21 protein-coding genes are annotated in these 23,849 nt (G+C 45.0%); 17 read left to right on the top strand and 4 right to left on the bottom strand.

Annotated features, from left to right (window positions below; genetic code table 11):
- The first annotated feature begins 21 nt into the window (after nt 1-21).
- Nucleotides 22-225, top strand: coding sequence for a hypothetical protein (locus CSV72_RS16655; protein WP_158232134.1), 204 nt, complete (start codon nt 22-24; stop codon nt 223-225).
- A gap of 112 nt (nt 226-337) precedes the next feature.
- Here CSV72_RS16655 and CSV72_RS03050 read toward each other — a convergent pair whose 3' ends face one another.
- On the bottom strand, nt 338-592 hold the full coding sequence (locus CSV72_RS03050) for a GlsB/YeaQ/YmgE family stress response membrane protein (RefSeq protein WP_029053795.1): 255 nt from the start codon (nt 590-592) through the stop codon (nt 338-340).
- A 133-nt stretch (nt 593-725) separates the two neighbouring features.
- On the bottom strand, nt 726-1,274 hold the full coding sequence (locus tag CSV72_RS03055; RefSeq protein ID WP_099677038.1) for a cysteine hydrolase family protein: 549 nt from the start codon (nt 1,272-1,274) through the stop codon (nt 726-728).
- Nucleotides 1,275-1,638: 364 nt separating this feature from the next.
- Here CSV72_RS03055 and acnA point away from each other — a divergent pair, with 364 nt between their 5' ends.
- From acnA to CSV72_RS03070, 3 genes are all read left to right on the top strand, one after another.
- The gene (gene acnA / locus CSV72_RS03060) at nt 1,639-4,353 is read left to right on the top strand and encodes an aconitate hydratase AcnA (RefSeq protein ID WP_099677039.1); all 2,715 of its coding nucleotides are present in this window, start codon (nt 1,639-1,641) and stop codon (nt 4,351-4,353) included.
- A gap of 733 nt (nt 4,354-5,086) precedes the next feature.
- The gene (locus CSV72_RS03065) at nt 5,087-5,512 is read left to right on the top strand and encodes an acyl-CoA thioesterase (protein ID WP_099677040.1); all 426 of its coding nucleotides are present in this window, start codon (nt 5,087-5,089) and stop codon (nt 5,510-5,512) included.
- Complete coding sequence (locus CSV72_RS03070) at nt 5,512-5,829, top strand: hypothetical protein (RefSeq protein ID WP_099677041.1); 318 nt, start codon at nt 5,512-5,514, stop codon at nt 5,827-5,829. Before CSV72_RS03065 ends, CSV72_RS03070 begins: the two co-directional genes overlap by 1 nt.
- Before the next feature lie 28 nt (nt 5,830-5,857).
- On the opposite strand, the gene CSV72_RS03075 is transcribed toward CSV72_RS03070, so the two are convergent.
- Together CSV72_RS03075 and plsY are read right to left on the bottom strand one after the other, a co-directional pair.
- The gene (locus tag CSV72_RS03075) at nt 5,858-6,151 is read right to left on the bottom strand and encodes a HesB/YadR/YfhF family protein (protein ID WP_099677042.1); all 294 of its coding nucleotides are present in this window, start codon (nt 6,149-6,151) and stop codon (nt 5,858-5,860) included.
- Nucleotides 6,152-6,180: 29 nt separating this feature from the next.
- Nucleotides 6,181-6,783, bottom strand: a complete 603-nt coding sequence (plsY, locus tag CSV72_RS03080; protein ID WP_099677043.1) for a glycerol-3-phosphate 1-O-acyltransferase PlsY — start codon at nt 6,781-6,783, stop codon at nt 6,181-6,183.
- A gap of 231 nt (nt 6,784-7,014) precedes the next feature.
- Between plsY and parE the strand changes: the two genes are divergently transcribed.
- From parE to CSV72_RS03145, 13 genes are all read left to right on the top strand, one after another.
- Nucleotides 7,015-9,030: a DNA topoisomerase IV subunit B gene (gene parE, locus CSV72_RS03085; RefSeq protein ID WP_233191051.1), complete on the top strand. Its 2,016-nt coding sequence runs from the start codon at nt 7,015-7,017 to the stop codon at nt 9,028-9,030.
- Entirely contained in the window at nt 9,027-11,453 is a 2,427-nt protein-coding gene (gene parC / locus CSV72_RS03090; RefSeq protein WP_099677045.1) for a DNA topoisomerase IV subunit A, read from the top strand. Before parE ends, parC begins: the two co-directional genes overlap by 4 nt.
- A gap of 371 nt (nt 11,454-11,824) precedes the next feature.
- Nucleotides 11,825-13,975, top strand: coding sequence for an acetate--CoA ligase family protein (locus CSV72_RS03095; protein ID WP_099677046.1), 2,151 nt, complete (start codon nt 11,825-11,827; stop codon nt 13,973-13,975).
- A 19-nt stretch (nt 13,976-13,994) separates the two neighbouring features.
- Nucleotides 13,995-14,438, top strand: a complete 444-nt coding sequence (locus CSV72_RS03100; protein ID WP_099677047.1) for a MaoC family dehydratase N-terminal domain-containing protein — start codon at nt 13,995-13,997, stop codon at nt 14,436-14,438.
- A gap of 14 nt (nt 14,439-14,452) precedes the next feature.
- The gene (locus CSV72_RS03105) at nt 14,453-14,878 is read left to right on the top strand and encodes a MaoC/PaaZ C-terminal domain-containing protein (RefSeq protein ID WP_099677048.1); all 426 of its coding nucleotides are present in this window, start codon (nt 14,453-14,455) and stop codon (nt 14,876-14,878) included.
- A 30-nt stretch (nt 14,879-14,908) separates the two neighbouring features.
- A complete protein-coding gene (locus CSV72_RS03110) occupies nt 14,909-16,069 on the top strand; it encodes a thiolase C-terminal domain-containing protein (protein ID WP_099633452.1) in 1,161 nt (386 codons plus the stop codon).
- Nucleotides 16,070-16,080: 11 nt separating this feature from the next.
- On the top strand, nt 16,081-16,518 hold the full coding sequence (locus tag CSV72_RS03115) for a Zn-ribbon domain-containing OB-fold protein (RefSeq protein WP_099677049.1): 438 nt from the start codon (nt 16,081-16,083) through the stop codon (nt 16,516-16,518).
- Between the two features lie 31 nt (nt 16,519-16,549).
- On the top strand, nt 16,550-17,746 hold the full coding sequence (locus tag CSV72_RS03120) for an acyl-CoA dehydrogenase family protein (RefSeq protein ID WP_099677050.1): 1,197 nt from the start codon (nt 16,550-16,552) through the stop codon (nt 17,744-17,746).
- Between the two features lie 18 nt (nt 17,747-17,764).
- Entirely contained in the window at nt 17,765-18,895 is a 1,131-nt protein-coding gene (locus CSV72_RS03125) for an acyl-CoA dehydrogenase family protein (protein ID WP_099677051.1), read from the top strand.
- Nucleotides 18,896-18,913: 18 nt separating this feature from the next.
- On the top strand, nt 18,914-20,401 hold the full coding sequence (locus tag CSV72_RS03130; protein WP_099677052.1) for an aldehyde dehydrogenase family protein: 1,488 nt from the start codon (nt 18,914-18,916) through the stop codon (nt 20,399-20,401).
- 156 nt (nt 20,402-20,557) lie between these two features.
- A complete protein-coding gene (locus CSV72_RS03135; RefSeq protein WP_099677053.1) occupies nt 20,558-22,000 on the top strand; it encodes an MFS transporter in 1,443 nt (480 codons plus the stop codon).
- A gap of 33 nt (nt 22,001-22,033) precedes the next feature.
- The gene (locus tag CSV72_RS03140) at nt 22,034-22,807 is read left to right on the top strand and encodes an electron transfer flavoprotein subunit beta/FixA family protein (protein WP_099677054.1); all 774 of its coding nucleotides are present in this window, start codon (nt 22,034-22,036) and stop codon (nt 22,805-22,807) included.
- A 30-nt stretch (nt 22,808-22,837) separates the two neighbouring features.
- Nucleotides 22,838-23,824, top strand: coding sequence for an electron transfer flavoprotein subunit alpha/FixB family protein (locus CSV72_RS03145; protein ID WP_099677055.1), 987 nt, complete (start codon nt 22,838-22,840; stop codon nt 23,822-23,824).
- Nucleotides 23,825-23,849: the final 25 nt, after the last annotated feature.

Below are 23,849 nucleotides of genomic sequence, written 5' to 3' on the forward strand. Positions count from 1 at the left end.
ACGTAGAGTCCACCGAATTTGGTGGCTCTGCGTTTTTTTAGTTTCTATACGTTTGAAGGCGAAGTTCAAAAAGCTGGGGATAGAGCGGTTGCAGGTCGGGATAGAGCGCTTGGCGTAAAGTATGAGCGGTTACGGATCATGATAGAGCGGTTGCCACCTAGCATAGAGCGCTTCGCAACGACTATAGAGCGGATACCCATGAACTATGAGCACATAGACAAATAAATGAGCGAATTAACGGACGCGCACCGCCTTTTCCTTTCCGGCCCACTTCATTTACAAAATAAAAAAACGTGAAGCGCCTCGGATGGGCATCTTCACGTTTTGATGTTTAATTTTATGAAGCTTTACGCATACTCTTCATAATCAAGCTCACAATGAATACAAGTACGATCGCACCGATTAACGCTGGTACGAAATAGAAACTAGAGATCTGTGGACCCCATTCTCCTAATAGTGCACCACCAATCCATGCACCTACAATACCTGCAATGATGTTACCAATAATACCGCCGGGAATATCTTTACCTAAAATAAGTCCAGCTAGCCAACCAATGATACCTCCGATAATTAAGAACCATAAAAAGCTCATGTAGCTCATCTCCTTTTCAAATTGTTATGTAGCTCTCGCTTAGTATTGGTATTACCATCTTTTTAATACCTCAAACATTTTTCGATAAAAAAGTTCAGACAGGAGAAAATACCTGCTGAACTTTCGTATCGTTTTATTTGGCTATAACGGTTGCGCCCAAAGTGTTTTGGAAGTGGGAGAGAGCCCAGTCGTGACCTGCAGCGTTAAAGCTTGCGACGCCGCCTTCGTGGACGACGATCGTGTAGCCAAGGTTGTACGCGTCGACTGCAGTATGTAAAATGCAAATATCCGTACATACACCCATAAGATGGATTTCTGTAATGCCGCGTGCGCGCAATTGGATATCGAGATCTGTTCCGGCGAATGCACTATAGCGTGTTTTATCCATCCATATTATATCCTCGTTATGTTTGGTATAGAGATCATGCAGTTTCCCATAAAGATTTCTGCCTTTCGTGCCCCGAATATTGTGGGGAGGGAATAGTTTGCTTTCAGGATGATATGGATCCTCTTTTTCATGCAGGTCGTTGATGACGAATACTGGCAGTTGTTGTTTCAAATAACCTGCCGTTTGATCCACGATATACTCCTCTAGCGCGATACCTGGTTCGCCGCAAGTCAATGCTCCGTCCCTAGCTACAAAATCTACGGTATAATCTACAACAAGTAATGCTTTCTTCATATAGAACAACTCCTTTTCTTTATTTTCTCATAGTGGCGGCTCGGTGTCTAAACATATGTAAAGACATCTTCATGTTAAAAAAACGTGATTTTACAATAAAGCAATAAATAATTATTTATTGTTTATCAAAAATGGATATACAATAAATGACATAAAACGCATTTTTATTAGTAAAAACAATGCTATTTGAGAATGCCAATGACTAATTGAGAATTCTTAACGATATTTCGTTTAGTCATAAGCTTTTCTTATGTATACCTATAATGTATATGTATTTTACTATTGTTCTTTGGTATACTAAGATGGAGTAGAGGAAAGATGTAAACTTTTCGTCTTTCAGTACATAAAGGGAGGAAACAAAAAAATGGCAAAAAGCAACTTGCATAATAGCCGTCAGTCTTTTACAGTAAACGACAAGACGTATAACTACTACCGTTTGAAAGCTTTAGAAGAAGCAGGACTAACAAAAGTATCGAAACTTCCTTATTCCGTAAGAGTATTACTAGAATCAGTACTTCGTCAACACGACGGATACGTAATCAAGGACGACCATGTTGAAGATTTAGCTAAATGGGGCACTGTACAAAACGCAGACGCTGAAGTTCCATTCAAACCTTCACGTGTAATCCTACAAGACTTCACAGGAGTTCCTGTTGTAGTGGACTTGGCTTCATTGCGTTCTGCAATGAATGAACTAGGTGGAGATCCAAACGAGATCAACCCTGAAATTCCAGTGGACCTAGTAATTGACCACTCGGTACAAGTAGATAGCTATGGTACGCCACAAGCTCTACAAATGAACATGGAACTTGAATTCGAACGTAATGCTGAGCGTTACCAGTTCTTGAGCTGGGCACAAAAAGCATACGATAACTACCGTGCAGTACCACCTGCAACGGGTATCGTTCACCAAGTAAACCTTGAATATCTAGCTAACGTTGTTCACGCTGTTGAAAACGAAGATGGATCATTCGAAACATATCCAGATACATTAGTTGGAACGGACTCCCATACAACTATGATCAACGGTATCGGCGTACTTGGATGGGGTGTTGGTGGTATCGAAGCTGAAGCAGGAATGCTTGGACAACCTTCATACTTCCCAATTCCAGAAGTTATCGGTGTGAAATTGGTTGGAGATCTTCCAGACGGAACAACTGCAACTGACTTAGCGCTTAAAGTAACTCAAATCCTTCGTGCACAAGGTGTTGTAGGTAAATTTGTTGAGTTCTTCGGCCCTGGCGTTTCTAAATTGCCACTTGCTGACCGTGCGACAATCGCAAACATGGCGCCTGAATATGGTGCTACTTGTGGATTCTTCCCAGTTGACGAAGAGTCACTTAACTACATGCGCTTAACAGGCCGTGACGAAGAACACATTGCAGTAGTGAAGCAATACTTGATCGAAAACGATATGTTCTTCACACCTGAAAAGGAAGAGCCAACATTCACTAAAGTTGTAGAAATCAACCTTAGCGATATCGCTGCAAACCTTTCAGGTCCAAAACGTCCACAAGACTTGATTCCATTGACTGAAATGCAACAGTCGTTCAAAGACGCAGTTGTAGCTCCAGAAGGAACACAAGGCTTTGGATTAACTCCAAAAGAGCTTGAGAAAAAAGGCACAATTAAGTTCGAGGACGGACGTAAAGTTGAGCTTAAAACTGGTGACGTTGCAATCGCAGCTATCACTTCTTGTACAAACACATCTAACCCTTACGTAATGTTAGCGGCTGGATTGGTTGCGAAGAAGGCTGTTGAAAAAGGACTTACACCTCCTGCATACGTTAAAACTTCATTGGCACCAGGTTCAAAAGTCGTTACTGGCTACTTGAACGAATCAGGTCTATCTGATTATTTGGATCAAATTGGATTCAACACAGTAGGTTACGGATGTACTACATGTATCGGTAACTCGGGTCCATTGCTTCCGGAAATCGAAAAAACAATCGGTGACGAAGATCTTCTAGTTACATCTGTCCTTTCAGGTAACCGTAACTTTGAAGGCCGCGTACACCCATTCGTTAAAGCGAACTACTTGGCTTCACCTCCACTAGTTGTAGCATACGCACTAGCTGGAACAGTGAACATTGACTTCGCAAAAGATCCAATCGGAACGGACAAAGACGGTAAAGACGTATTCTTCAAAGACATCTGGCCTTCTACACAAGAAGTTAATGATGTATTGAACGCTACAGTTACACCTGAATTGTTCCGTAAAGAATATGCTCGTGTATTCACTGAAAACGAAGCATGGAACGCAATTGAAACGACTGACGATTCTCTATACGATTTCGATGAATCATCAACATATATCCAAAACCCACCGTTCTTCGAAAACCTTTCGAAAGAACCTGCGGACATCGAGCAGCTTAAAGGCTTGCGTGTAATCGGTAAGTTCGGTGATTCTATCACGACTGACCACATTTCACCTGCTGGAGCTATCGGTTTGAACACACCTGCTGGAATCTACTTGCGTGAAAATGGCGTAGAGCCACGTAACTTCAACTCTTACGGTTCACGTCGTGGTAACCACGAAGTCATGATGCGCGGAACGTTTGCGAACATTCGTATTCGTAACCAAATCGCAGCTGGCACTGAAGGTGGATTCACTACGTACTGGCCAAACAAAGAAGTTATGCCGATCTATGATGCAGCAATGAAGTATCAAGAAGACGGTACGGGTCTAGCTATCCTTGGTGGTAAAGACTACGGAATGGGTTCTTCACGTGACTGGGCAGCAAAAGGTACTAACTTGCTTGGTATCAAAACAGTTATCGTAGAAAGCTTTGAGCGTATTCACCGTTCGAACCTAGTGATGATGGGTGTACTTCCACTTCAATTCATCAATGGTGAAAACGTTGAGTCTCTAGGCTTAACTGGCGAAGAAGAAATCAGTGTGAACATCGCTGAAGGCGTAAAACCACGTTCTATCCTTAAAGTTACAGCGAAAGCTCCAGACGGCAAGGAAACTGAATTTGAAGTACTAGCTCGTTTCGACTCTGAAGTTGAAGTGGACTACTACCGTCACGGCGGAATCCTTCAAATGGTTCTACGTAATAAATTAGCAGCAAAGTAATAAGAAATAGATGAGGGTGCCCGGCTTAGCCGGGCATCTTTTTTTGCGTTTATCTGGCAGAGTGAGGGGGGACGTGGGAGCACCGTTGATCGACGTTCCAGGCGGACGCTTTCCTGTGGGCGTGGCTTGAGCCTCCTCGTCACTGCGTTCCTGCGGGGTCTCAAGTCTCACGCTGATCCACTAGGAGTCGCCGCCTTGCACTTACGATCAACTTCTTGTCGTGTTTTGAATCTAGATTCGTGAGGAGTTAGTAAGAGCAATCGCGGTGCCGCTCATTGATTTTGTCAAGCGCTCATAGGATCGTGTTAAGTGCTCTATGATGACCGTTAACCGCTCTATCCAGACCTCTAGTAGCTCATAGTCACCGCACAAGCGATCATAGAGACCTCGCAACCGCTCATAGCCCAACATCACGCGTCTAGTTTTGAACTTGCATTCACATAGCTGAAAGTGTAACTAAGTCAATCACTAACTACAATGAAGTCTAAAAGTACCAATAGTCTATAGGTAGGATTGAAGCGTAGGAGGGGGCGACTCCCAGAGGATCAGCTTGACAGGTGAGACAACCAAAGAGAGCTTGCGAACTGGTTGGCTCACCGCAAGCCCTCTAGGAAAGCGTCCCCTCCGAAGCGCAAATCCCAAGCGTGTCTCTACCTACATTTTTCACTCCATCAAATGGCTATCACAAGCAATCCACTTTCCCATTCGCTATACTAGAGCATGAGGTGATGACATGTTTACGAGTGAAAAAGAAATCGAAGTACGATACGCAGAAACCGATCAGATGGGCGTCGTTTATCATGCCAACTACTTAGTTTGGATGGAAATCGGCCGCACTGCGCTGATCAAAGACCTCGGATACGAATATGCACAGCTCGAGCGTGATGGCTACCTATCGCCTGTAACAGAGCTGTCAGTGAAGTATAAGGCGTCGATTACATATGGTGAGACTATTACAGTCAAAACATGGGTGGAGTCGCACGGCAAGCTACGTACGGTCTATGGCTACGAGATTCTGCATGCGGATGGATCGATTGCGGCAACCGCTGTTTCCGAACACGTAGTAGTCAAAAAAGAGAACTTCCGCCCTGTATCATTGCGTAAAATCCATCCAGAGTGGGACGCGAAATACACAGAAATTCAGCGAGGCGAAGGCTGATGGCATTCGGAATCAATCGACAACAATTAAAAGAGTGGAAAAATGCGGTGCAGCGTGAGGAAATTGCGTTTTTGACACATTATTGGCTAGATGACCGGTTTCCGACAGTAAATACCGTTACAAAAGCGGGATGCAGTGACGTAGAAAAGCTTATAAAGTGGGGAAATCAGTACGGTTTACAACCGGACTGGATCCACACCCGCGAAGAATATCCACATTTTGATTTGCTTGGAGAACGTCAAGTAGAAATTTTGACGAAAGAAGGGCAAATCCATCAATTAACCCGATTAAAAAATGGTAAGCATAACTCTTTATAGGAGTTGTGCTTACCATTTTATTTGTGATTTACGCTACTTCATAGTCAAAGGATAATTCTTCCGTTGACGAATCCGCATCAATATGCAGGTCATGCCCATCGAAGAACCAAAGATCTCGTTCTTCTATGTAATAATGCACGCCGTTGACGACGTTTTCGACTGCTAGTTCGTCTGGTTCTTCTTTCGTAATACCTATGGAAAAGCCTTCATGCAGCGGACTGGATCCACCATAACGCGCGAAAAACTTTACATAATCGCCTGTAGCGACCTCCATTTCTTCTTCAAACCATTGAATTGCTTGTTCGGATAGGTGAATATTCATGCGGTATACATCCTTTCCAGTAGAGAAACCTATAGCCATTTCACTTTCGGTTCGGTTCCATTCTTAATTCGGCTAATATTGTCACGATGGCGATAAAAAATGAAGAAGCCCATCAGTGCGACGACTAAAAATAAATACAGGTCGCCACCCATAAAGTAATAAATGAGACAGTATAGTGGTCCCATGACTGACACGATGATGGATGTTAACGATACCATCTTCGTTAGTTTTAACGCAATTAAAAACGTAATGACAACCAATAAAAAAATGGGCCAATTATAGCCAAGTAATACACCGCCAGAAGTCGCAACGGCTTTTCCGCCCCTAAGTCCTGCGAAAATAGGGAAGATGTGTCCAAGTACTGCGACGACTCCAAGTATTAATGGATGAATCGCTGTATCGTGGAAGAACGGTAATAGCGGTAAAAGGACAGCTGCTGTACCTTTAAGAATGTCTAGCAGTGTGACGACGATGCCAGCTTTTTTTCCGAGTACCCGAAATGTATTCGTCGCGCCCATGTTTCCACTGCCATGCTGTCTGACATCCGTTCCGTAAAAAAGCTTGCCGATCCAGAGAGCGGAAGGGATTGAGCCAAGCAAATAAGCTGCTAAAATGATAACGTAATTTTCCATTGTGAACCCCTTTATGCATAATAAACTATTTTATTATTAGTGTAGCAGATGCATAAGTTCTGGACAATAATAGAATTCTAGAGGATGATGAAGAACAGCCGAAAAAACGAATTTCCGCATAAATCGTTCGAAGTGTTGTCATGGTTTGCTCGTTGCAATCCGTACATTTCTTCTATACAATAGGTTGAGCTGAAACAAAACGTTGATTTGACAAGGTTTATCAGAAGATGTATGATTAAAATAACAGAACATTTGTTTGACGGGGGTTTCATTTTGACGAAACAGAAAATACAAAATACGTATGATGATAGTTCCATTCAAATTTTAGAAGGCTTGGAAGCGGTACGAAAAAGACCGGGAATGTATATCGGTTCGACCGATTCGAGAGGTCTGCACCACTTAGTCTACGAAATAGTGGATAACTCGGTGGATGAGGCGCTAGCCGGATTCGGTAATGAAATTGATGTCACAATCCATAAAGACGGCAGCATCAGCGTACGAGACTATGGACGCGGTATGCCGACAGGGAAGCACGAGTCAGGGAAACCGACTGCTGAAGTCATTATGACGGTCTTGCACGCAGGTGGAAAGTTCGGACAAGGCGGCTATAAAACGAGTGGTGGCTTGCACGGTGTAGGGGCATCCGTTGTCAATGCATTGTCCGAGTGGTTAGAAGTTACGATCTATCGTGAAGGGAAGAAATTTCTTCAGCGCTTTGAACATGGTGGTAAACCAGCTACCACGCTAGAAGAAATCGGTAAAACGAAAGAAACCGGCACGACGATCCATTTCAAACCGGATACGACGATCTTTTCTACGATTAAATATCAATATGACACACTGGCAGAAAGATTGCGTGAGTCCGCTTTTCTATTGAAAGGTTTAAAGATTACGCTAAAAGAAGAAAGTACAGATAAGCAAGACATTTTTCACTACGAATCCGGTATTGAAGCATTTGTTGCCTATTTGAATGAAGAAAAAGAAGTGTTGCATGACGTAGCGTACCTCGAAGGTGAAGTCGACGGCATTGAAGTCGAGTTTGCGTTCCAGTTCAGCGATGGCTATGCCGAAACAATTCTTTCATTCGTTAACAATGTCCGCACGAAAGACGGCGGAACGCATGAAACCGGTGCGAAAGCCGCAATGACTCGTGTAGTGAATGAATACGCACGTAAAGCAGGCTTATTGAAGGAAAAAGATAAGAATCTCGATGGCTCAGATATTCGCGAAGGGATTGCGGCGATTGTTTCGGTTCGTATACCGGAAGAAATCCTGCAATTTGAAGGTCAAACGAAAGGAAAACTCGGTACTAGTGAAGCGCGAACGGTGACAGATGCCGTCATTTCGCAAAAAATGCTGTATTTCCTTGAAGAAAATGCGGAACTGAGCGCAAATCTTGTCCGGAAAGCAATCCGTGCGCATCAAGCACGTGAAGCCGCACGAAAAGCGCGTGAAGATGCGCGTTCCGGCAAGAAACGTAAGAAATCGGATACATTGTTGTCTGGTAAATTATCCCCGGCGCAATCACGTAACGCAGCGAAGAATGAACTATACCTCGTGGAGGGTGACTCAGCTGGCGGTTCAGCAAAACAAGGTCGTGATCGTACGTTCCAGGCGATTTTGCCGCTCCGTGGTAAAGTCATTAATACAGAAAAAGCGAAACTTGAAGACATCATGAAAAACGAAGAAATCAACACAATCATCCATGCAGTTGGTGGTGGAGTCGGTGCGGATTTCCAAATTGAAGATGCTGCGTACGACAAAGTCATCATTATGACCGATGCCGATACCGATGGCGCACACATTCAAGTGTTGCTCTTGACGTTCTTCTATCGCTATATGAAACCGTTAATTGAAGCGGGTAAAGTATATATCGCACTGCCGCCTTTATTCAAAGTATTTAAAGGGACCGGTAAAAGTGAAAAGCTTGCCTATGCGTGGACAGATGATGATCTGGAAGAAGCTATTGAAAAAGTCGGAAAAGGCTATATGCTTCAACGCTACAAAGGTCTTGGTGAGATGAACGCGGATCAATTATGGGAAACGACGATGGATCCATCGACCCGGACGTTGATTCGTGTAACGATTGAAGATGGAGCGAAATCCGAGCGTCGCGTGACCACATTGATGGGTGATAAAGTCGAACCACGTCGTAAATGGATTGAAGAGAACGTCGATTTCGGCTTGATTGAAGAACATAATATTTTAGACAATGCATATATACATGTTGAGGGGGATACGGAATGACACAGTCAGAAACGTTTCAAGATCTGCCCTTGGAAGAAGTAATTGGTGACCGTTTTGGGCGTTATAGTAAATATATTATCCAGGACCGTGCGATTCCAGATGCACGGGACGGATTAAAGCCGGTACAACGTCGTATTTTGTACGCGATGTTCCATGAGGGCAATACACATGAAAAAGCGTTCCGTAAATCCGCAAAAACGGTTGGTAACGTAATCGGTAACTATCACCCGCACGGTGATACGTCCGTCTACGATGCGATGGTTCGGATGAGCCAGTCATGGAAATTGCGTCATGAAATGGTAGATATGCAAGGAAATAACGGTTCAGTTGACGGAGACTCCGCAGCTGCAATGCGTTATACCGAAGCTCGACTTTCTGCTATTGCGAGTGAAATGTTGCGTGACATTCGTAAAGAAACAGTCGACTTTGCCTTTAACTTTGACGATACGGAACTAGAACCAACTGTTTTACCGGGACGTTTTCCGAATTTGCTAGTGAACGGAACGACTGGTATTTCTGCTGGTTATGCGACCGATATTCCGCCACACGCACTGCATGAAGTGATCGATGCGGTGTTGATGCGCTTAAAGAAGCCGAATGTCAGCGTAGATGAGCTGATGACGGTCATTCCAGGACCCGATTTCCCGACAGGCGCGATTATCCAAGGAACAGATGGAATCCGCACAGCCTATAAGACAGGAAAAGGGCGTTTCATAATCCGCGCATTATGGGAAATTGAGCAGTTAAAAGCAGGTAAATCTCAAATTGTCATTACGGAAATCCCGTATGACGTCAATAAAGCCAATTTAGTGAAAAAGATGGATGAACTACGCCATGACCGTCGATTGGATGGTATTGCGGAAATTCGTGACGAATCCGACCGTACAGGCATGCGCATCGTAGTCGAGTTGAAAAAAGAAATGGACGGCACAGCTATCATGCAGTATTTATTGAAGCATACCGATCTACAGATCACCTACAACTTCAATATGATCGCTATTGCAGGTAGACGTCCGATGTTGATGTCTCTTCCAATGCTTCTTGACGCGTATATTGATCATCAAAAAGATGTCATTACACGACGTTCCAACTTCGATATCCGCAAAGCTAAAGAACGATTACATATCGTAGACGGCTTAATGAAAGCTTTATCGATCCTCGATGAAGTCATTAAGACCATTCGCGCGTCAAAAGATAAAAAAGATGCGAAGTTGAACTTGGTCAATGCGTATGAATTCACTGAAGTTCAAGCAGAAGCTATTGTTTCATTGCAACTTTATCGATTGACGAATACGGATATTACGGAATTAAAACGCGAGGAACAAGAACTACGTAGCTTGATCACAGAGCTAGAAGCGATCCTTGCAAGCGAAGCTAAATTGATATCTGTTTTGGTAAAGGAAATCAAAGAGATTCGCAAGCAATTCGCAGAGCCACGTCGTTCTGTAATTGAAGAGAAAATAGAAGAATTGAAAGTGGATCTTGATATCTTAATTCCTAGCGAAGAAGTCATGGTATCCGTCACAAAAGGCGGCTATGTCAAACGTACAAGCATGCGTTCTTACTCCGCGTCGGGTGGAAAAGGCCAAGAAATGAAGGAATACGATTATAATCTAATCGAATCTGCCATGAATACACAGCATCACTTGCTGTTGTTCACCTCCCTCGGTAATTACATCTACCAACCGGTCCACGAGCTGCCAGAGATACGCTGGCGTGATTTAGGACAGCATTTATCAAGCATTTGCGGACTCGAGCCAGGCGAAGAGCTAGTGGACGTGATCGCACTTGAGAAATTCGATGAAAACAGCAGCATTTTAACTGCTTCATCCAATGGGAATGTAAAAATATCGAAACTGACCGACTTCCAGGTGCAACGTTTTAACCGTTCATTCAAAGCAATGAACGTCAAAAAAGACGATCGACTAGTCGGTGCACGGGTTATTACGGGTGAAGAAGACGTATTATTGATTAGTAAACAAGCCTATTCCTTACGATTTGCACTGTCAGAACTCGCGATTACGGGTATCCGTACAGGCGGCGTCAAAGGAATCAATCTGAAAGCTGAAGACGAGCTAGTGGCGTTTGAAGTCATTACACCGAAAACGAGGAATATCTTTGTTGCTACACAGCGTGGATCGGTGAAGCGTATGAATATTTCTGAGTTCGAAGTAAGTTCTAGAGCGCTTAGAGGCGTGACAGTAGTGAAGGAATTGAAATCTAATCCACATCGAGTCATTGCGATGAAGACAGTGAAAGACGATGAAGAAATGGTCTTGCTGACGACACGCAATCACAAGGTAGAGATCGATCCGATGTCGTTGAAGAATACGACGCGTCAGACAACGGGAAGTGCCGTTGTAGATGAGGCGAAGGAAGGCAAAGTTGTCCAAGTTTCTACAGTGAAAAAAGAACGTAAATAAGTGTGTATGCATGAGTTGTCCCGCCGATCGTTATATACGACTGGCCGGGCAGCTCTTTTTTGCGTTTTACGATGGATACCCTCCACCATGCACAACTTCCACCACCGTATAGGTAAAAAGCGGTGATCTATCTTGCAAGTCGTGGTCATCTTGCATAGTAGTCGGGTGTATCTATGCCAGTCAGAAAATAGTGAAAACAAAAAACGCTGTAGTACCAACGCTTTGTCAGGTTAAATTCAAACTTTTCCAGTGCTAATAACATTAATTACTTACTCTCTAAAAGTAAAAATAGTAAATAAAACGCTTTGTTATGATTCTATACAAGTTAGACAAACAACTAGCAGATATGAGAGTGGAGAGGTGAAGAGTATATGAAATTGATAAATGAAGAGGTTGTATCGAATTTAGAATTGGATCCATTATTCCATCCACGAACGATTGCGGTTCTGGGAACTTCCGAGAATCCGAATAAAATTGGATACTTGCAGCTGAAGGCGTTACTTGACGGAGGGTTTGCAGGAGATATTTATCCAATCCATCGCAGCGCGCAGCAAATTGCAGATTTGACGTGTTACCCGAGTGTCAAAGATGTACCGAACGAAATCGATCTGGCTATTCTCTGCGTTGGGATCGACCAAGTGGAAAAATGTTTGATTGAGTGCGGTGAAAGCGGTGTCAAAGCGGCAATCGTCTTCGCTTCAGGCTATTCCGAAATTGGTGAAGCTGGTGTCGTGGCACAACAACGTCTAAAAGACATTTCCGACAAGTACAATATCCGCATTATCGGTCCGAACTGTGTCGGCTTACTCAATACAACGAATGGTTTGATGGGAACATTCTCGCCAGGATTGACGAATATGCCGTTGAATAAAAAGCGTGAAGCAGGCTTCGTCACACAAAGTGGAGCGTTCGGCGTGTTAACGTATATCGCCGCTGCCCAGCAAGGTTTAACATTCAACTATTTTGTCAGTGTCGGCAATGAAGCCGATGTAGGCTTTGCAGACGTCATGGAATACATGCTGCATGATCCGAATACGACGATCGCAACCGGCTATCTCGAAGGAGAGAAAAATCCCGAGAAGTTACGTAAGTTGGCGAAATTCGCACTCGAGATCAACAAACCAATGGTCATCATGAAATCAGGACGAAGTAGTGCAGGCAGTCGAGCTGCAGCGTCACATACGGGTTCACTAGCTGGTGCCGATCAAGTATATGACGGATTCTTCAAACAAACCGGTATTGTTCGGGTGGAAGATTACGTAGATATTATTTCTTTCTCTAAGCTATTCATGTCGAAGAAGACACCGAAAGGAAGAAATGCCGTCATCATTACGAGCTCCGGTGGAAGAGGCATCAACGAAGCAGATCGCTGTGAATCATACGGTCTAAATATTAATCCGCTAAGCGATCAAGTGAAAAAAGAAATCGAGAAAAACATTCCTAGTTATGCAAGCGCTTCCAACCCGGTTGATTTGACCGCAGCGGCATCGATTACTCACCCAGAACTATTTATTGAGCCATTGAAAGTGCTCGTCAACGATCCGGACACGGACATCATCATCTTCTCCGAATTCCCAATGGGCTGGGATGAAAACACACCCGAGCTACAAGAATTTGTGCAGCTTTGCGAGAACTCCGATAAGTTCGTTCTAGTGACGACATTCCCACTTGAAGGCATGTCCGTTCCTAAAGGTGTCGGTTATTTAGAAGATCACGGTATCGCGTTCGTTAGAGGGGATATGAACCCGATCCGCTCGCTAGCTAAACTCGTGGAATATAGAGAAACGTACGAGAAAGCTAAAGAACAGCGAATGCAAGCGGAACCTAAGAAAATCAATAAAACGAACATCCGCCACTTATTACTGGAAAACCAGACGTTAAGTGAGTCGCAGTCAAGCGAAATTTTGAACGAATACGGAATTCGTACAGCAAAACGCGCAATCGCACAGTCTTCTGAAGAAGCGGTACTATTTGCGGACAGTATCGGCTATCCCGTCGTGCTGAAAATCGATTCACCTGATATTCCACATAAGACGGAAGTAGACGGTATCCGCTTGAATGTACAAAACGCGGAAGAAGTCAGAAAAGCGTATGACGAAGTGTATCAAAATGCCACTCGAAACTGTCCAACCGCAACTATTCACGGCGTGTCCGTACAAGAAATGTTAGCTGAAGGCGTGGAGGTCATTGTAGGCGTTACGAACGATCCGACATTCGGTCCGGTTATCATGTTCGGTCTCGGCGGTGTATTCGTTGAAGTATTCAAGGATGTATCGTTCCGCGTCGCACCGATCACGAGACAAGATGCGATCGATAAAATGGAAAGTCTCAAAGGCTATGAACTATTAAAAGGTGTACGAAATAAAAAGCCGGTCGACCAAGAAGCGATCATCGACGTGTTGCTGAAAGTATCCGAATTGATTCAAGATTATTCGAATGAAATACAGGAAATCGATATCAACCCGCTCATCGTTTATGAAAACGGCATTGTAGCGGCAGATGCATTGATCATTACAAAGTAATTGGTGAGGAGGATGGAAAATGGACTTAGATCAAAGCGTCATTGGCTTAACGAGTAATGAATACGTGTTTGAAGTAGAAGGACGACATGTCGGTCAATTCGCCGCGGCGATTGGCGACGAGCATCCACTCTATACAGACGAGGCGTATGCCAAGCAATCGGCTTACGCAGGACTGATCGTACCGCCCACTTTCCCTATTGCGATGAATGACGGCAAGACGGAAATGCCACTCGATCTCGATCAGCGCAGAATGTTGCACGGCGAGCAGGAATTCCTTTATTACAAGCCGATCCGCATCGGTGACCGACTGCGTTGCCAGATCAAAGTAAGCGATCTATATGACAAAGAAGGCAAAAGCGGAAAGATGCAGTTTTTGAAGCTCGATACGGAAATGAAAGATGAAACGGGCGAACTCGTTTGTATTAGCCGCATGAATATCGTCTATCGCTCACTAGCGAACTAATGGAGGGACCTCATATGATCAAAGATTGGGTGTTGGAAGAACTAACCGTAGACCAGAAACTTGAACCCATGGTGAAGCCACCGATTACGAAAGTACAGCTCGCCCAATATGCAGGTGCATCCGGAGATTTTAATCCGTTGCACCTCGACGATGACTTCGCAAAAAAGATCGGTATGGACGGTGTCATTGCACACGGCATGCTCGTAATGGGTTTCCTTGGCGAGTACGTCATGAAACTTGCCGGTCAGGAAGCACGCGTCGCAAATTTAAAAATGCGTTTCGGCAAAATGACTGTACCAGGTGACGAAATTCGTTGCTCAGGTGTAGTGGAACGAATATACGAAGAAGATGGCAAGCGATGTATCGCGCTGGAGCTGACTGCAGAGAAAGTATCCGGAGAAGTCGTCGGATCAGGTAGCGCCATCTTGCAACTAACGTAAAAGCCATCGTGAAATAGGAGGAATATAACTATGGGAACTATTAAAGACCGCTATGCCATTGTAGGTGTAGGAGAGAGCGAACGCTCAAGAAAATCGGGGACAACGCCTCTTCATTTAGCACTCGATGCTGCAAGAGCCGCGATAAAAGATGCAGGTTTGAAAGCGACGGACATCGACGGATTCATGAACTATAACGAAGGAGATTCTTGTACTTCCCATCAACTGGCAACGTATCTCGGTGTACGACCGAAATACGTTAAGGATATCCAAGGTGGCGGAGCGAGTACAGAGATGCTGATTGCGGATGCAGTGGCACTCATTGAAGCGGGCCAGCTCAATACGGTATTGATCTACCGTTCATTAAACGGAAGCTCAGGAACACGCGTAGGACGCGGCTATGACCCGGATATGCTACAAGGTGCACTGGCTGGCGGAAGCTTCGTTATTCCGTATGGTTCAGCGAGTCCGTCACAATGGTTCGGTATGTATGCGACGCGTCACATGCATGAAACGGGTATTACGAAAGAACATCTCGGACATGTGTGCTTGAGTTTCTATGAGCATGCACAACGTAATCCGAAAGCGTTCCTTCACGGTAAGCCGTTAACGATGGAAACGTATCTCGCTACACCGGATATTAGTTCGCCATTTAATATCCATGATTCGTGCCTTGAGCTCGATGAAGGAAATGCAATTATCGTGACGTCTGCAGAAAAAGCGAAAGACTGTACGTCAAAACCCGTCTATATCATGGGAATGTCTGCACGCCAATGTCATCCGCACGTACACTACTGGAATGACATTGATCAAGTCGCTTCAGATTATGTAGCGAAAGAACTTTACGAAAATGCGGGTGTAACACCAGACGATATCGACGTAGCTTCGATCTATGACTGTTTCAGCTGGGTTGTAATGCGACAGCTTGAAGCCTATGGTTTTGCGAAACGCGGAGAAGTAGGAGATTTCGTTGCAGAAGGTAACTTGAAGATTGGCGGAAAATTGCCAACTAACACAGCGGGCGGCATGTTATCGGAAGGCTATACGCACGGAATGAATAATGCGATTGAAATCGTTAGACAGCTGCGCCATGACTACGAAGGAACCGACCGCCAAGTAGAAGATTGCAAGATCGGTATTTGTACGGGTTGGGCTGGACCGGATATCGCAGGCGCTATGATCTTACGAAACTAGGAGGAATAACTATGACACAAGCAACGACAGCTTACCAAAAACCGATTCCATTGAAAGATAGAGATAATGCCCCGTACTGGGATGCAGCAGACAAACATCAATTGGCGCTGCAAAAATGCGAGGACTGTAATGCCTATTCACAACCACCAGGCCCTACGTGCGCGAAGTGCGGAAGTGAAAATGTCCGCTTTGAACAGTTGGGTGACGATATAACAGCGACAGTCTATTCGTATGTCGTGTCCTACCGTCCATTCCTACCGGGATTCCAAGATGAATTGCCGACCATCATCGCACTCGGACAACTTGATCAAGTGCCGGAAGTGAAAATTATGGGCAACATCTTACATTGTGAGGAAAAAGACTTGGAGATTGGCATGCCAATCCGCATGACATGGGTCGATATTACAGAAGACCGCGCATTGCCACAATGGGTGCCCCTTACGAACTGATCGATAGATGCGGAAGAAAGGATGATGAATCATGGATTTCACGTTTACAAAAAAGGAAGAAAAATTTAGAACCGAACTGCGCACATGGCTGGAAGAGAATCTTCCCGAAGGCTGGTTAGAAGGCAAGCGCGATTTACCGGAAGATATACAAGAATACTCACGCGTGTTACGTGCATGGCAAAACACGTTATACGAAGGCGGATGGGCAGCGATCGCGTGGCCGAAAGAATATGGCGGCCGGGATGCCAGCTTGATGGAAGAGATCATCTATCATCAAGAGATGGTCCGAGTGAAAGCACCGCCACTCATTAACTACATAGGTATCCATATGGTGGGTCCTACGTTAATTGATATGGGTACAGACGAGCAAAAAGAGAAATACTTGAAAAACATACTGACAGGCGAAGAAATATGGTGCCAAGGCTATTCAGAGCCTAACGCTGGATCTGACTTGACGGCTATTAAAACACGTGCGGTGAAAGACGGAGACCGTTGGCTGATCAATGGACAAAAAGTGTGGACGAGCTTCGGTCATGTGGCGGATAAATGTTTCTTACTGACACGAACGAGCAATCATCCTGAAAAGAAACACCGCGGCATTACCGTATTCTTAATTGATATGGATCAGCCAGGAGTAGAAACATTACCGATCGTTCAAATGGACGGCCATACAGACTTTAACGAAGTCTATTTGACAGATGCGGTAGCGACAGACGCAGATATCGTCGGTCAACTCGATTCAGGCTGGCACGTCTTGATTGCCCTCATGCTGCATGAGCGTACAGGAATTGGGGCGGAACTGTTTACGCTTGAAGAACAGTTTAACGAGACCGTCAAAATGGCCCAGCAATACAAAATCAATGGACGTCCATTGATCCAAGATCCATTCATTCGACAGAAGATGGCGGGCTTCTATGCGCGTGTTCGCGGATCCCTGTTAAATTACTATAGAAACCTAACAACTACGTTAAAGAATGGTCAACCTGGACCGGAAAGCTCAATCGATAAGCTGGTAGTGAGTGAGCTTAATAAGGAATTATCATCATTTGCGGTAGAGATCCAAGGTCACCAAGGCGTGCTGTGGGATCAGGATGCACCGGTAGATTCGAAGTGGCAAAGTTTATTCCTTGCTTCATTCGGACAAACGATCGGTGGCGGAACGAGTGAAGTACAGCGTAATACGATCGGTGAAAGAGTGCTTGGATTACCAAAAGACATGGGACGTTAATAGACGGAGGGATGCACTATGGACTTTTCATTAACAGAAGATCAAGAAACGTTCCGCGGACATATTCGGAAAGTGTTGGATAAGTTCGGCGGTACGCAAGTAGCACGTGACATGATTGGCAATAACCCTGAAAAATTACAGAAACTATCTCGTACGTTAGCGGAACTCGGATGCACAGCGATTAATATTCCTGAAGCCTATGACGGCTTGGAGCTAGAGTCGCTCGACCTCGTGCCGACGTATGAAGAACTCGGACGTTCACTCGTTCCCGGATTATTCATGGAAACCAATGCGCTTGTCGTTCCGATTCTTAAGAAATACGGTACAGACGAGCAAAAACAAAACAATCTACCCGCTATAGCGGCCGGCGAGAAACAGATCTCTTTCGCCGCGCTCGAGCCATTCAACGACTTTTCTCCGCAAGGTATTCAATGTCAACTAGAGAAGAAAGATGGACGGTATGTGTTGAACGGCACGAAAATCCTTGTGCCTGAAGTAGAACTGGCAGATGCATTTTTAGTAGTAGCCCGTACACGTGACGATCAGCAAGACGGTTTGACACTCGTACTGATTGACAAGACAGATGAACTGTCCATAACGAAGCAGACGTCTTTCGACGAAGCCAAACATGTAGCGAAGCTCGACTTCTCTGATTACATGATTACCGAGGAACAAATTATCGGTGAAGTGGATAAGGGCTGGGACAGTTTGCAGGAAGGCTTGCTGTACTTTAACGCAGCGCTTAGCTCGTATATGGTCGGTGCAATGGAGAGCGTAGTGAACATGGCTGCGGAGTATGCGAATATGCGTGAGCAGTTCGGACAAAAGATTGGTCGCTTCCAAGCAATCAAGCACAGCATCGTCGACATGAAGGTCAATTTAGAAATTGCCCGCTCTTTGAGTTACTATGCGAACTGGGTGGTAGACACAGACGAAGTAGATCGCGAAGCGGCTGTCTACAGTGCGCGTTCGTACGCAACAGAGAAATTCATCGAAGTTGCTTCCCATAATATCCAAATTCATGGCGGCATCGGATTCACAGAAGAAATCGATTGCCATTTATATGTTAAGCGTGCCCGCTATTATGATCAGTATTTAGGCTCCACCCCTTTCTATCAAGAAAAAGTAGTCGCTTCACTAGGCTGGTAATTTGAAGGAGGAAAACATATGACGAATGTATCCGAGAAATCCAAATTGACGACATACGGTAATATCATCAACGGCAAGTCCGTACAAGCGAAGGACGGGGAAGTATCTAACAGTATCGACCCATCTACAGGTGAAGTGTGGGCGAAGATTCCGTCCAGTAAGAAAGAGGATGCCGAACTTGTCATTCAAGCGGCACGTGGAGCGTTTGAAGACTGGTCAAATCTACCGGCACGTACACGCGGAGATTATATGCGCAAGATCGGAGACATGATTTCTGACAATGCTACAGAGCTACTGGAACTCGAGACACGCAACAATGGCTGGGTACTCGATGAATACGGTTATCTCGCGGAAGTGCTGAAGCAAGTTTGGTACGATGCAGCAGGTGCGGCCACACTAGTAGGAGCACAAGGACGTACCGTACAGATGGGTACAGGAGACTTCGGCTTCACGAAGCGTAAGCCGTACGGAGTAGTCGTCGGAATCTTACCTTGGAACGCACCGCTGTTCACGTTCACGATCAAAGCGGCTTATGCACTCGCAGCAGGAAATACCGTCGTGATCAAGCCAGCTGAAAGTGGAGCGGTTGGATCTTTACGCTACGGTGAATTAATTTCACAAATCTTACCTCCTGGCGTACTCAATGTCATTTCCGGGGCTGGTCGCGAAATTGGGGATTATCTTGTCAGTCACGAGGAAGTAAACAAAGTGAGTTTGACTGGCTCTAAGGCAACGGCTGAAAGAATTACGAAGGCAACAGCCCATTCACCGAAGTCATTGATTTTTGAGCTCGGCGGTAAGTCACCGAATATCGTCTTTGAAGACGCGAATATCGATCAAGCGGTACACGGGTTGATCAACGGCATCTTCACACCAAACTCTGGTCAGATTTGTGTAGGTGGGTCACGCATGTTAATCCAGCGGTCCATTTACGATGAAGTGATTGGACGCTTGAAAGAGTTGATGACGGACAAGGAATTCGTTAAACACGGCAATACACTTGATACGACGAATACGATGGGGCCAATTGCCAATGAAGCGCAATACCAATCGGTCTGCAACTATATCGACGAGGCGTCAAAAGACGATTACGAGATTGTGTTCGGTGGAAAGTATGGTGGGGAAGCCGTTCTACCAGGTCAGCCGGAATTCGCGGACGGCTACTGGGTGCAGCCTACGCTAGTGAAGGTAGCGGATAACAGCACAAAATTAGCTCGTGAAGAAATTTTCGGTCCAGTGGCGGTCGCGATACCGTTCGATACCGAAGAAGAAGCGATTCAAATTGCGAATGATACAAACTTCGGTTTAGCGGCTGGGGTGTGGACACAGAACTTGGGTCTTGCTCATCGGATGATTGATAAGCTCCAAGCGGGCAATGTTTGGGTCAATACGTACGCTAGAGTTGGAGCGGATCTGCCGTTTAGTGGTGTGAAGGAAAGTGGTTACGGTACGGACTCCATTCTCGATTATACACAGGAGAAAGCGTGTGTCATCAATATAGGCTAATTCACTAGTATCGATAAGATCTGTGGCGGGAGAGCTTCGGTGTTGCTCTAAGCATGCTGAACACTCCTTCTGCAGACTTTTTAAAACCTCAGCTAGATTTGACATAATAAATAAAGCTTACAAACTAGTACAACATCGATAAAGGGAGGCCACTATATGAGTGAAGCGGCATTAAAAGATAAATCGATTAATAGAGGTTTTTTGTTCATAAGTTTCGGAGCGTTTTTTATTATGTTAAGTTTAGCGACCCATCTTCCGGCCTATCCACATATGATAGCGGAATTTAATCTGACGCCGGGCTACGCAGTGTGGATGCAACTTGGCTTGGCTATCGGATTGACAGGTTTCCAGCCATTGCTCGGATGGATCGGCGATTCGTTCGGATTAAAGATTGTGATCTTGATTGGCGGGATCTTCATGGTCATCGGTTCATTGCTTGTAGCATTCTCGTTTTCATTTTGGGTGCTCGTTCTCGGATTGTTCTTTAAGGGCATCTCGGGAGCGGCGATTGCACCATCTGGAATTGCCTATGCCGGAAAATTCATGGTCGGTACACAGCGTGCTAAAGCAATTGGAACGTTTGCGGCATTCATTACGATCGGTTCAGTGTTCGGACCAATCATTAGCGGCATGATCGTCGATAATGCCAACTGGCAAGCGAGCTTTATGTTCACTGCTGTTCTTGGCGGAGTAGGAATTGCGCTCTTTGCTTTTGTCCCACATGTCAAAGTACCAGCAAGAAAGAAGCTGGATGTTCTTGGATTAGCTTTCGTCATCGTTTTATTATTAGGTCTGCTGACGATTCCGACATTTATCAATAGCTTCGGTATCGAATCGGGTATGTGGATTCCATCATTGCTAGTGTTCGTTTCGGCATTAATTATCTTGATCTTCGTAGAGAAGAAACAAAAAGCACCATTGCTTGATTTGAAGTATGCCGTGAACCGTAATTTCTGGGTTCCGACGACGATTGCTGTATTCATTTTCCTAGGGTACACAGGCATCATGTACTTACTGACATTCTTCGTCCAGAACGTACAAGGGAAAGCGGCCACGACGGTCGGATTTTTACAGATGGCGGTATTCCTCGGTACATCGGTGGCAGCATACTTCAGCGGAAGAATTTTGAAGAAGCTATCAGCCCGAACGATTATAGGCTCAGGAATTCTTGTATTTGCTTCCGGTATTATCATGTTGAATTTCGTGACACTAACGACATCGTTCATCTATTTGTTCATTTCAATGAGTCTGATCGGGATTGGCGTCGGTTTCCAAACACCCGCAGTGAAAGGCTTGATCGTTTCGGAAGCGTCAATTGAACGAATGAATGTCGTGACATTTACGAATACAGTCATTGAAAGTCTGGCACAGAGAATGGGCGCATCGTTTGCTCTAGTCGCTTTCTCGATCTTCAGTGCAAGTGGCAACAACGTCGGGGCGGTAGTCAGTACTTCCTGGATCATCATGGGCTTCGTCGTCATCGCATTGTTGTTCTTACCGTTGATTCCGCGAACTATTCCTGGAATCCATACGGGCGAAGACGACTTACTCGGGACGAAAATCATACCGAAACCTTTAAAGATTGAAGAAATCAAATAAATTTTCTGTTGTGTACAGAGAGGAGTCTTTACTATGAATATTTATGTCTTACTGAAAAAAACATTCGACACGGAAGAAGCCATTTCCGTGTCAGGCGGTAAAATTGATGACAGCGGTGCAGAATTCATTATTAACCCATACGATGAATACGCCGTCGAAGAAGCCATCCAGCAGCGTGATGCGCACGGTGGTACGGTAACCGTCGTAACTATTGGTGATCAGGACTCGGAGAAGCAACTACGCACGGCGCTCGCTATGGGAGCCGATCATGCAGTACTCATCAATACGGATGACGACCTTGACGAAGGCGATCAGTTCACGACAGCGAAAATTCTCGAGAAATTCTTTGAAGAAAGAGAAGCGGATTTGATCCTCGCAGGCAACGTAGCGATCGACGAGGCGAGCGGCCAAGTCGGTCCGCGTCTAGCTGAACGTTTGGACATGCCGTTCATCACGACGATTGTCAAACTAGAAATCGCTGACGGTTTAGCGACAATCGAAAAAGACTTGGAAGGCGATCTAGAGAGAATCGAAGTATCGCTTCCCGTTCTCGTTACATGCCAGCAAGGATTAAATGAGCCGAGATATACCTCACTGCCAGGCATTATGAAAGCGAAGAAGAAGCCTCTTGAGCAGCTTGAGCTAGATGATCTAGACCTGGATGAAGACGACGTGGCGGCTAAGACAGCAACAATCGCTGTGTTCCTACCTCCTAAAAAACAAGCAGGACGTATTCTAGCTGGCGAAACGGAAGTCCAAGTGAAAGAATTGGTGGATTTGTTGAGGAATGAAGCAAAAGTAATGTAACTACGCCTACAGACGGAAAGGAGTTTTATAATGAATAAAAAGATATTAGTAATCGGTGAATTGCAACAAGGTGATTTACGAAAAGTTAGTTATGAGACCATCGCAGCCGCGAAACAAGTAGATGCCGGTGCGGAAATTATTGCATTGGTTATGGGTGACGGCGATTTACAAAAATCAGCTAACGAAATGATTCAGTATGGTGCCGATCGTGCGATCACAGTAACTCACGCAAACTTAAGCAATTATACTTCTGAAGGCTACGGCCAAGTCATTATAGAAGTCATGCAGGAAGAAAATCCATCCGGTATCATCATGGGTCATACATCCATCGGTAAAGATGTGACACCTAAAATCGCCAGTCGCTTAGAGCTCGGTTTGATATCAGATGCCGTGGCGATTGAAAAAGTGGACGATCAAGTGGTCTTCACTAGACCGATCTACTCCGGTAAGGCATTCGAGAAGAAAGTGATGAAGGATGATGGACTACTGTTCGCCACAATCCGTCCGAATAATATTTCTGCATTACAGCACGATGCAAGCCGTACAGGCGACATCACGGTAAAAGAAGTGGATGTCAAAGATTTACGCACGATTGTCAAAGAAGTGATCCGCAAGAAAACCGAAGGCGTCGACCTATCCGAAGCGAAGATCGTTATCGCAGGCGGACGTGGCGTTAAGAGCGCGGAAGGCTTTAAGGCATTGTATGAGCTGGCAGATCTACTCGGAGGCGCTGTAGGGGCTTCACGCGGCGCGTGTGACGCGGATTATTGTGATTACTCCTTGCAAATCGGCCAAACAGGTAAAGTCGTGACGCCAGACCTTTATATTGCAGTAGGAATTTCCGGTGCCATTCAGCACATGGCCGGAATGTCCAACTCCAAAGTAATTGTCGCAATCAACAGTGATGCAGAAGCGAATATTTTCAACATGGCAGATTACGGAATCGTCGGAGATCTATTTGAAGTCCTTCCGTTACTTATCAAAGAAATGAAACTAGAAGGCGCGCTCATATCCTAAATTGTAAAAAGCCGTACAGTTCACG

This window comes from Sporosarcina sp. P20a (genome assembly GCF_002743175.1).
Lineage (GTDB): Bacteria > Bacillota > Bacilli > Bacillales_A > Planococcaceae > Sporosarcina.

Bases quoted from the DNA above. Each gene is read 5' to 3' on its own strand.
- parC (WP_099677045.1), top strand. From the start codon at position 9,027: ATGACACAGTCAGAAACGTTTCAAGATCTGCCCTTGGAAGAAGTAATT.
- CSV72_RS03120 (WP_099677050.1), top strand. From the start codon at position 16,550: ATGGATTTCACGTTTACAAAAAAGGAAGAAAAATTTAGAACCGAACTG.
- CSV72_RS03125 (WP_099677051.1), top strand. From the start codon at position 17,765: ATGGACTTTTCATTAACAGAAGATCAAGAAACGTTCCGCGGACATATT.
- plsY (WP_099677043.1), bottom strand. From the start codon at position 6,783: ATGGAAAATTACGTTATCATTTTAGCAGCTTATTTGCTTGGCTCAATC.
- CSV72_RS03065 (WP_099677040.1), top strand. From the start codon at position 5,087: ATGTTTACGAGTGAAAAAGAAATCGAAGTACGATACGCAGAAACCGAT.
- CSV72_RS03055 (WP_099677038.1), bottom strand. From the start codon at position 1,274: ATGAAGAAAGCATTACTTGTTGTAGATTATACCGTAGATTTTGTAGCT.
- CSV72_RS03135 (WP_099677053.1), top strand. From the start codon at position 20,558: ATGAGTGAAGCGGCATTAAAAGATAAATCGATTAATAGAGGTTTTTTG.
- CSV72_RS03070 (WP_099677041.1), top strand. From the start codon at position 5,512: ATGGCATTCGGAATCAATCGACAACAATTAAAAGAGTGGAAAAATGCG.
- CSV72_RS03105 (WP_099677048.1), top strand. From the start codon at position 14,453: ATGATCAAAGATTGGGTGTTGGAAGAACTAACCGTAGACCAGAAACTT.
- CSV72_RS03130 (WP_099677052.1), top strand. From the start codon at position 18,914: ATGACGAATGTATCCGAGAAATCCAAATTGACGACATACGGTAATATC.
- CSV72_RS03100 (WP_099677047.1), top strand. From the start codon at position 13,995: ATGGACTTAGATCAAAGCGTCATTGGCTTAACGAGTAATGAATACGTG.
- CSV72_RS03110 (WP_099633452.1), top strand. From the start codon at position 14,909: ATGGGAACTATTAAAGACCGCTATGCCATTGTAGGTGTAGGAGAGAGC.
- CSV72_RS03095 (WP_099677046.1), top strand. From the start codon at position 11,825: ATGAAATTGATAAATGAAGAGGTTGTATCGAATTTAGAATTGGATCCA.
- CSV72_RS03145 (WP_099677055.1), top strand. From the start codon at position 22,838: ATGAATAAAAAGATATTAGTAATCGGTGAATTGCAACAAGGTGATTTA.
- CSV72_RS03050 (WP_029053795.1), bottom strand. From the start codon at position 592: ATGAGCTTTTTATGGTTCTTAATTATCGGAGGTATCATTGGTTGGCTA.
- acnA (WP_099677039.1), top strand. From the start codon at position 1,639: ATGGCAAAAAGCAACTTGCATAATAGCCGTCAGTCTTTTACAGTAAAC.
- CSV72_RS03115 (WP_099677049.1), top strand. From the start codon at position 16,081: ATGACACAAGCAACGACAGCTTACCAAAAACCGATTCCATTGAAAGAT.
- CSV72_RS03075 (WP_099677042.1), bottom strand. From the start codon at position 6,151: ATGAATATTCACCTATCCGAACAAGCAATTCAATGGTTTGAAGAAGAA.
- CSV72_RS03140 (WP_099677054.1), top strand. From the start codon at position 22,034: ATGAATATTTATGTCTTACTGAAAAAAACATTCGACACGGAAGAAGCC.
- parE (WP_233191051.1), top strand. From the start codon at position 7,015: ATGATTAAAATAACAGAACATTTGTTTGACGGGGGTTTCATTTTGACG.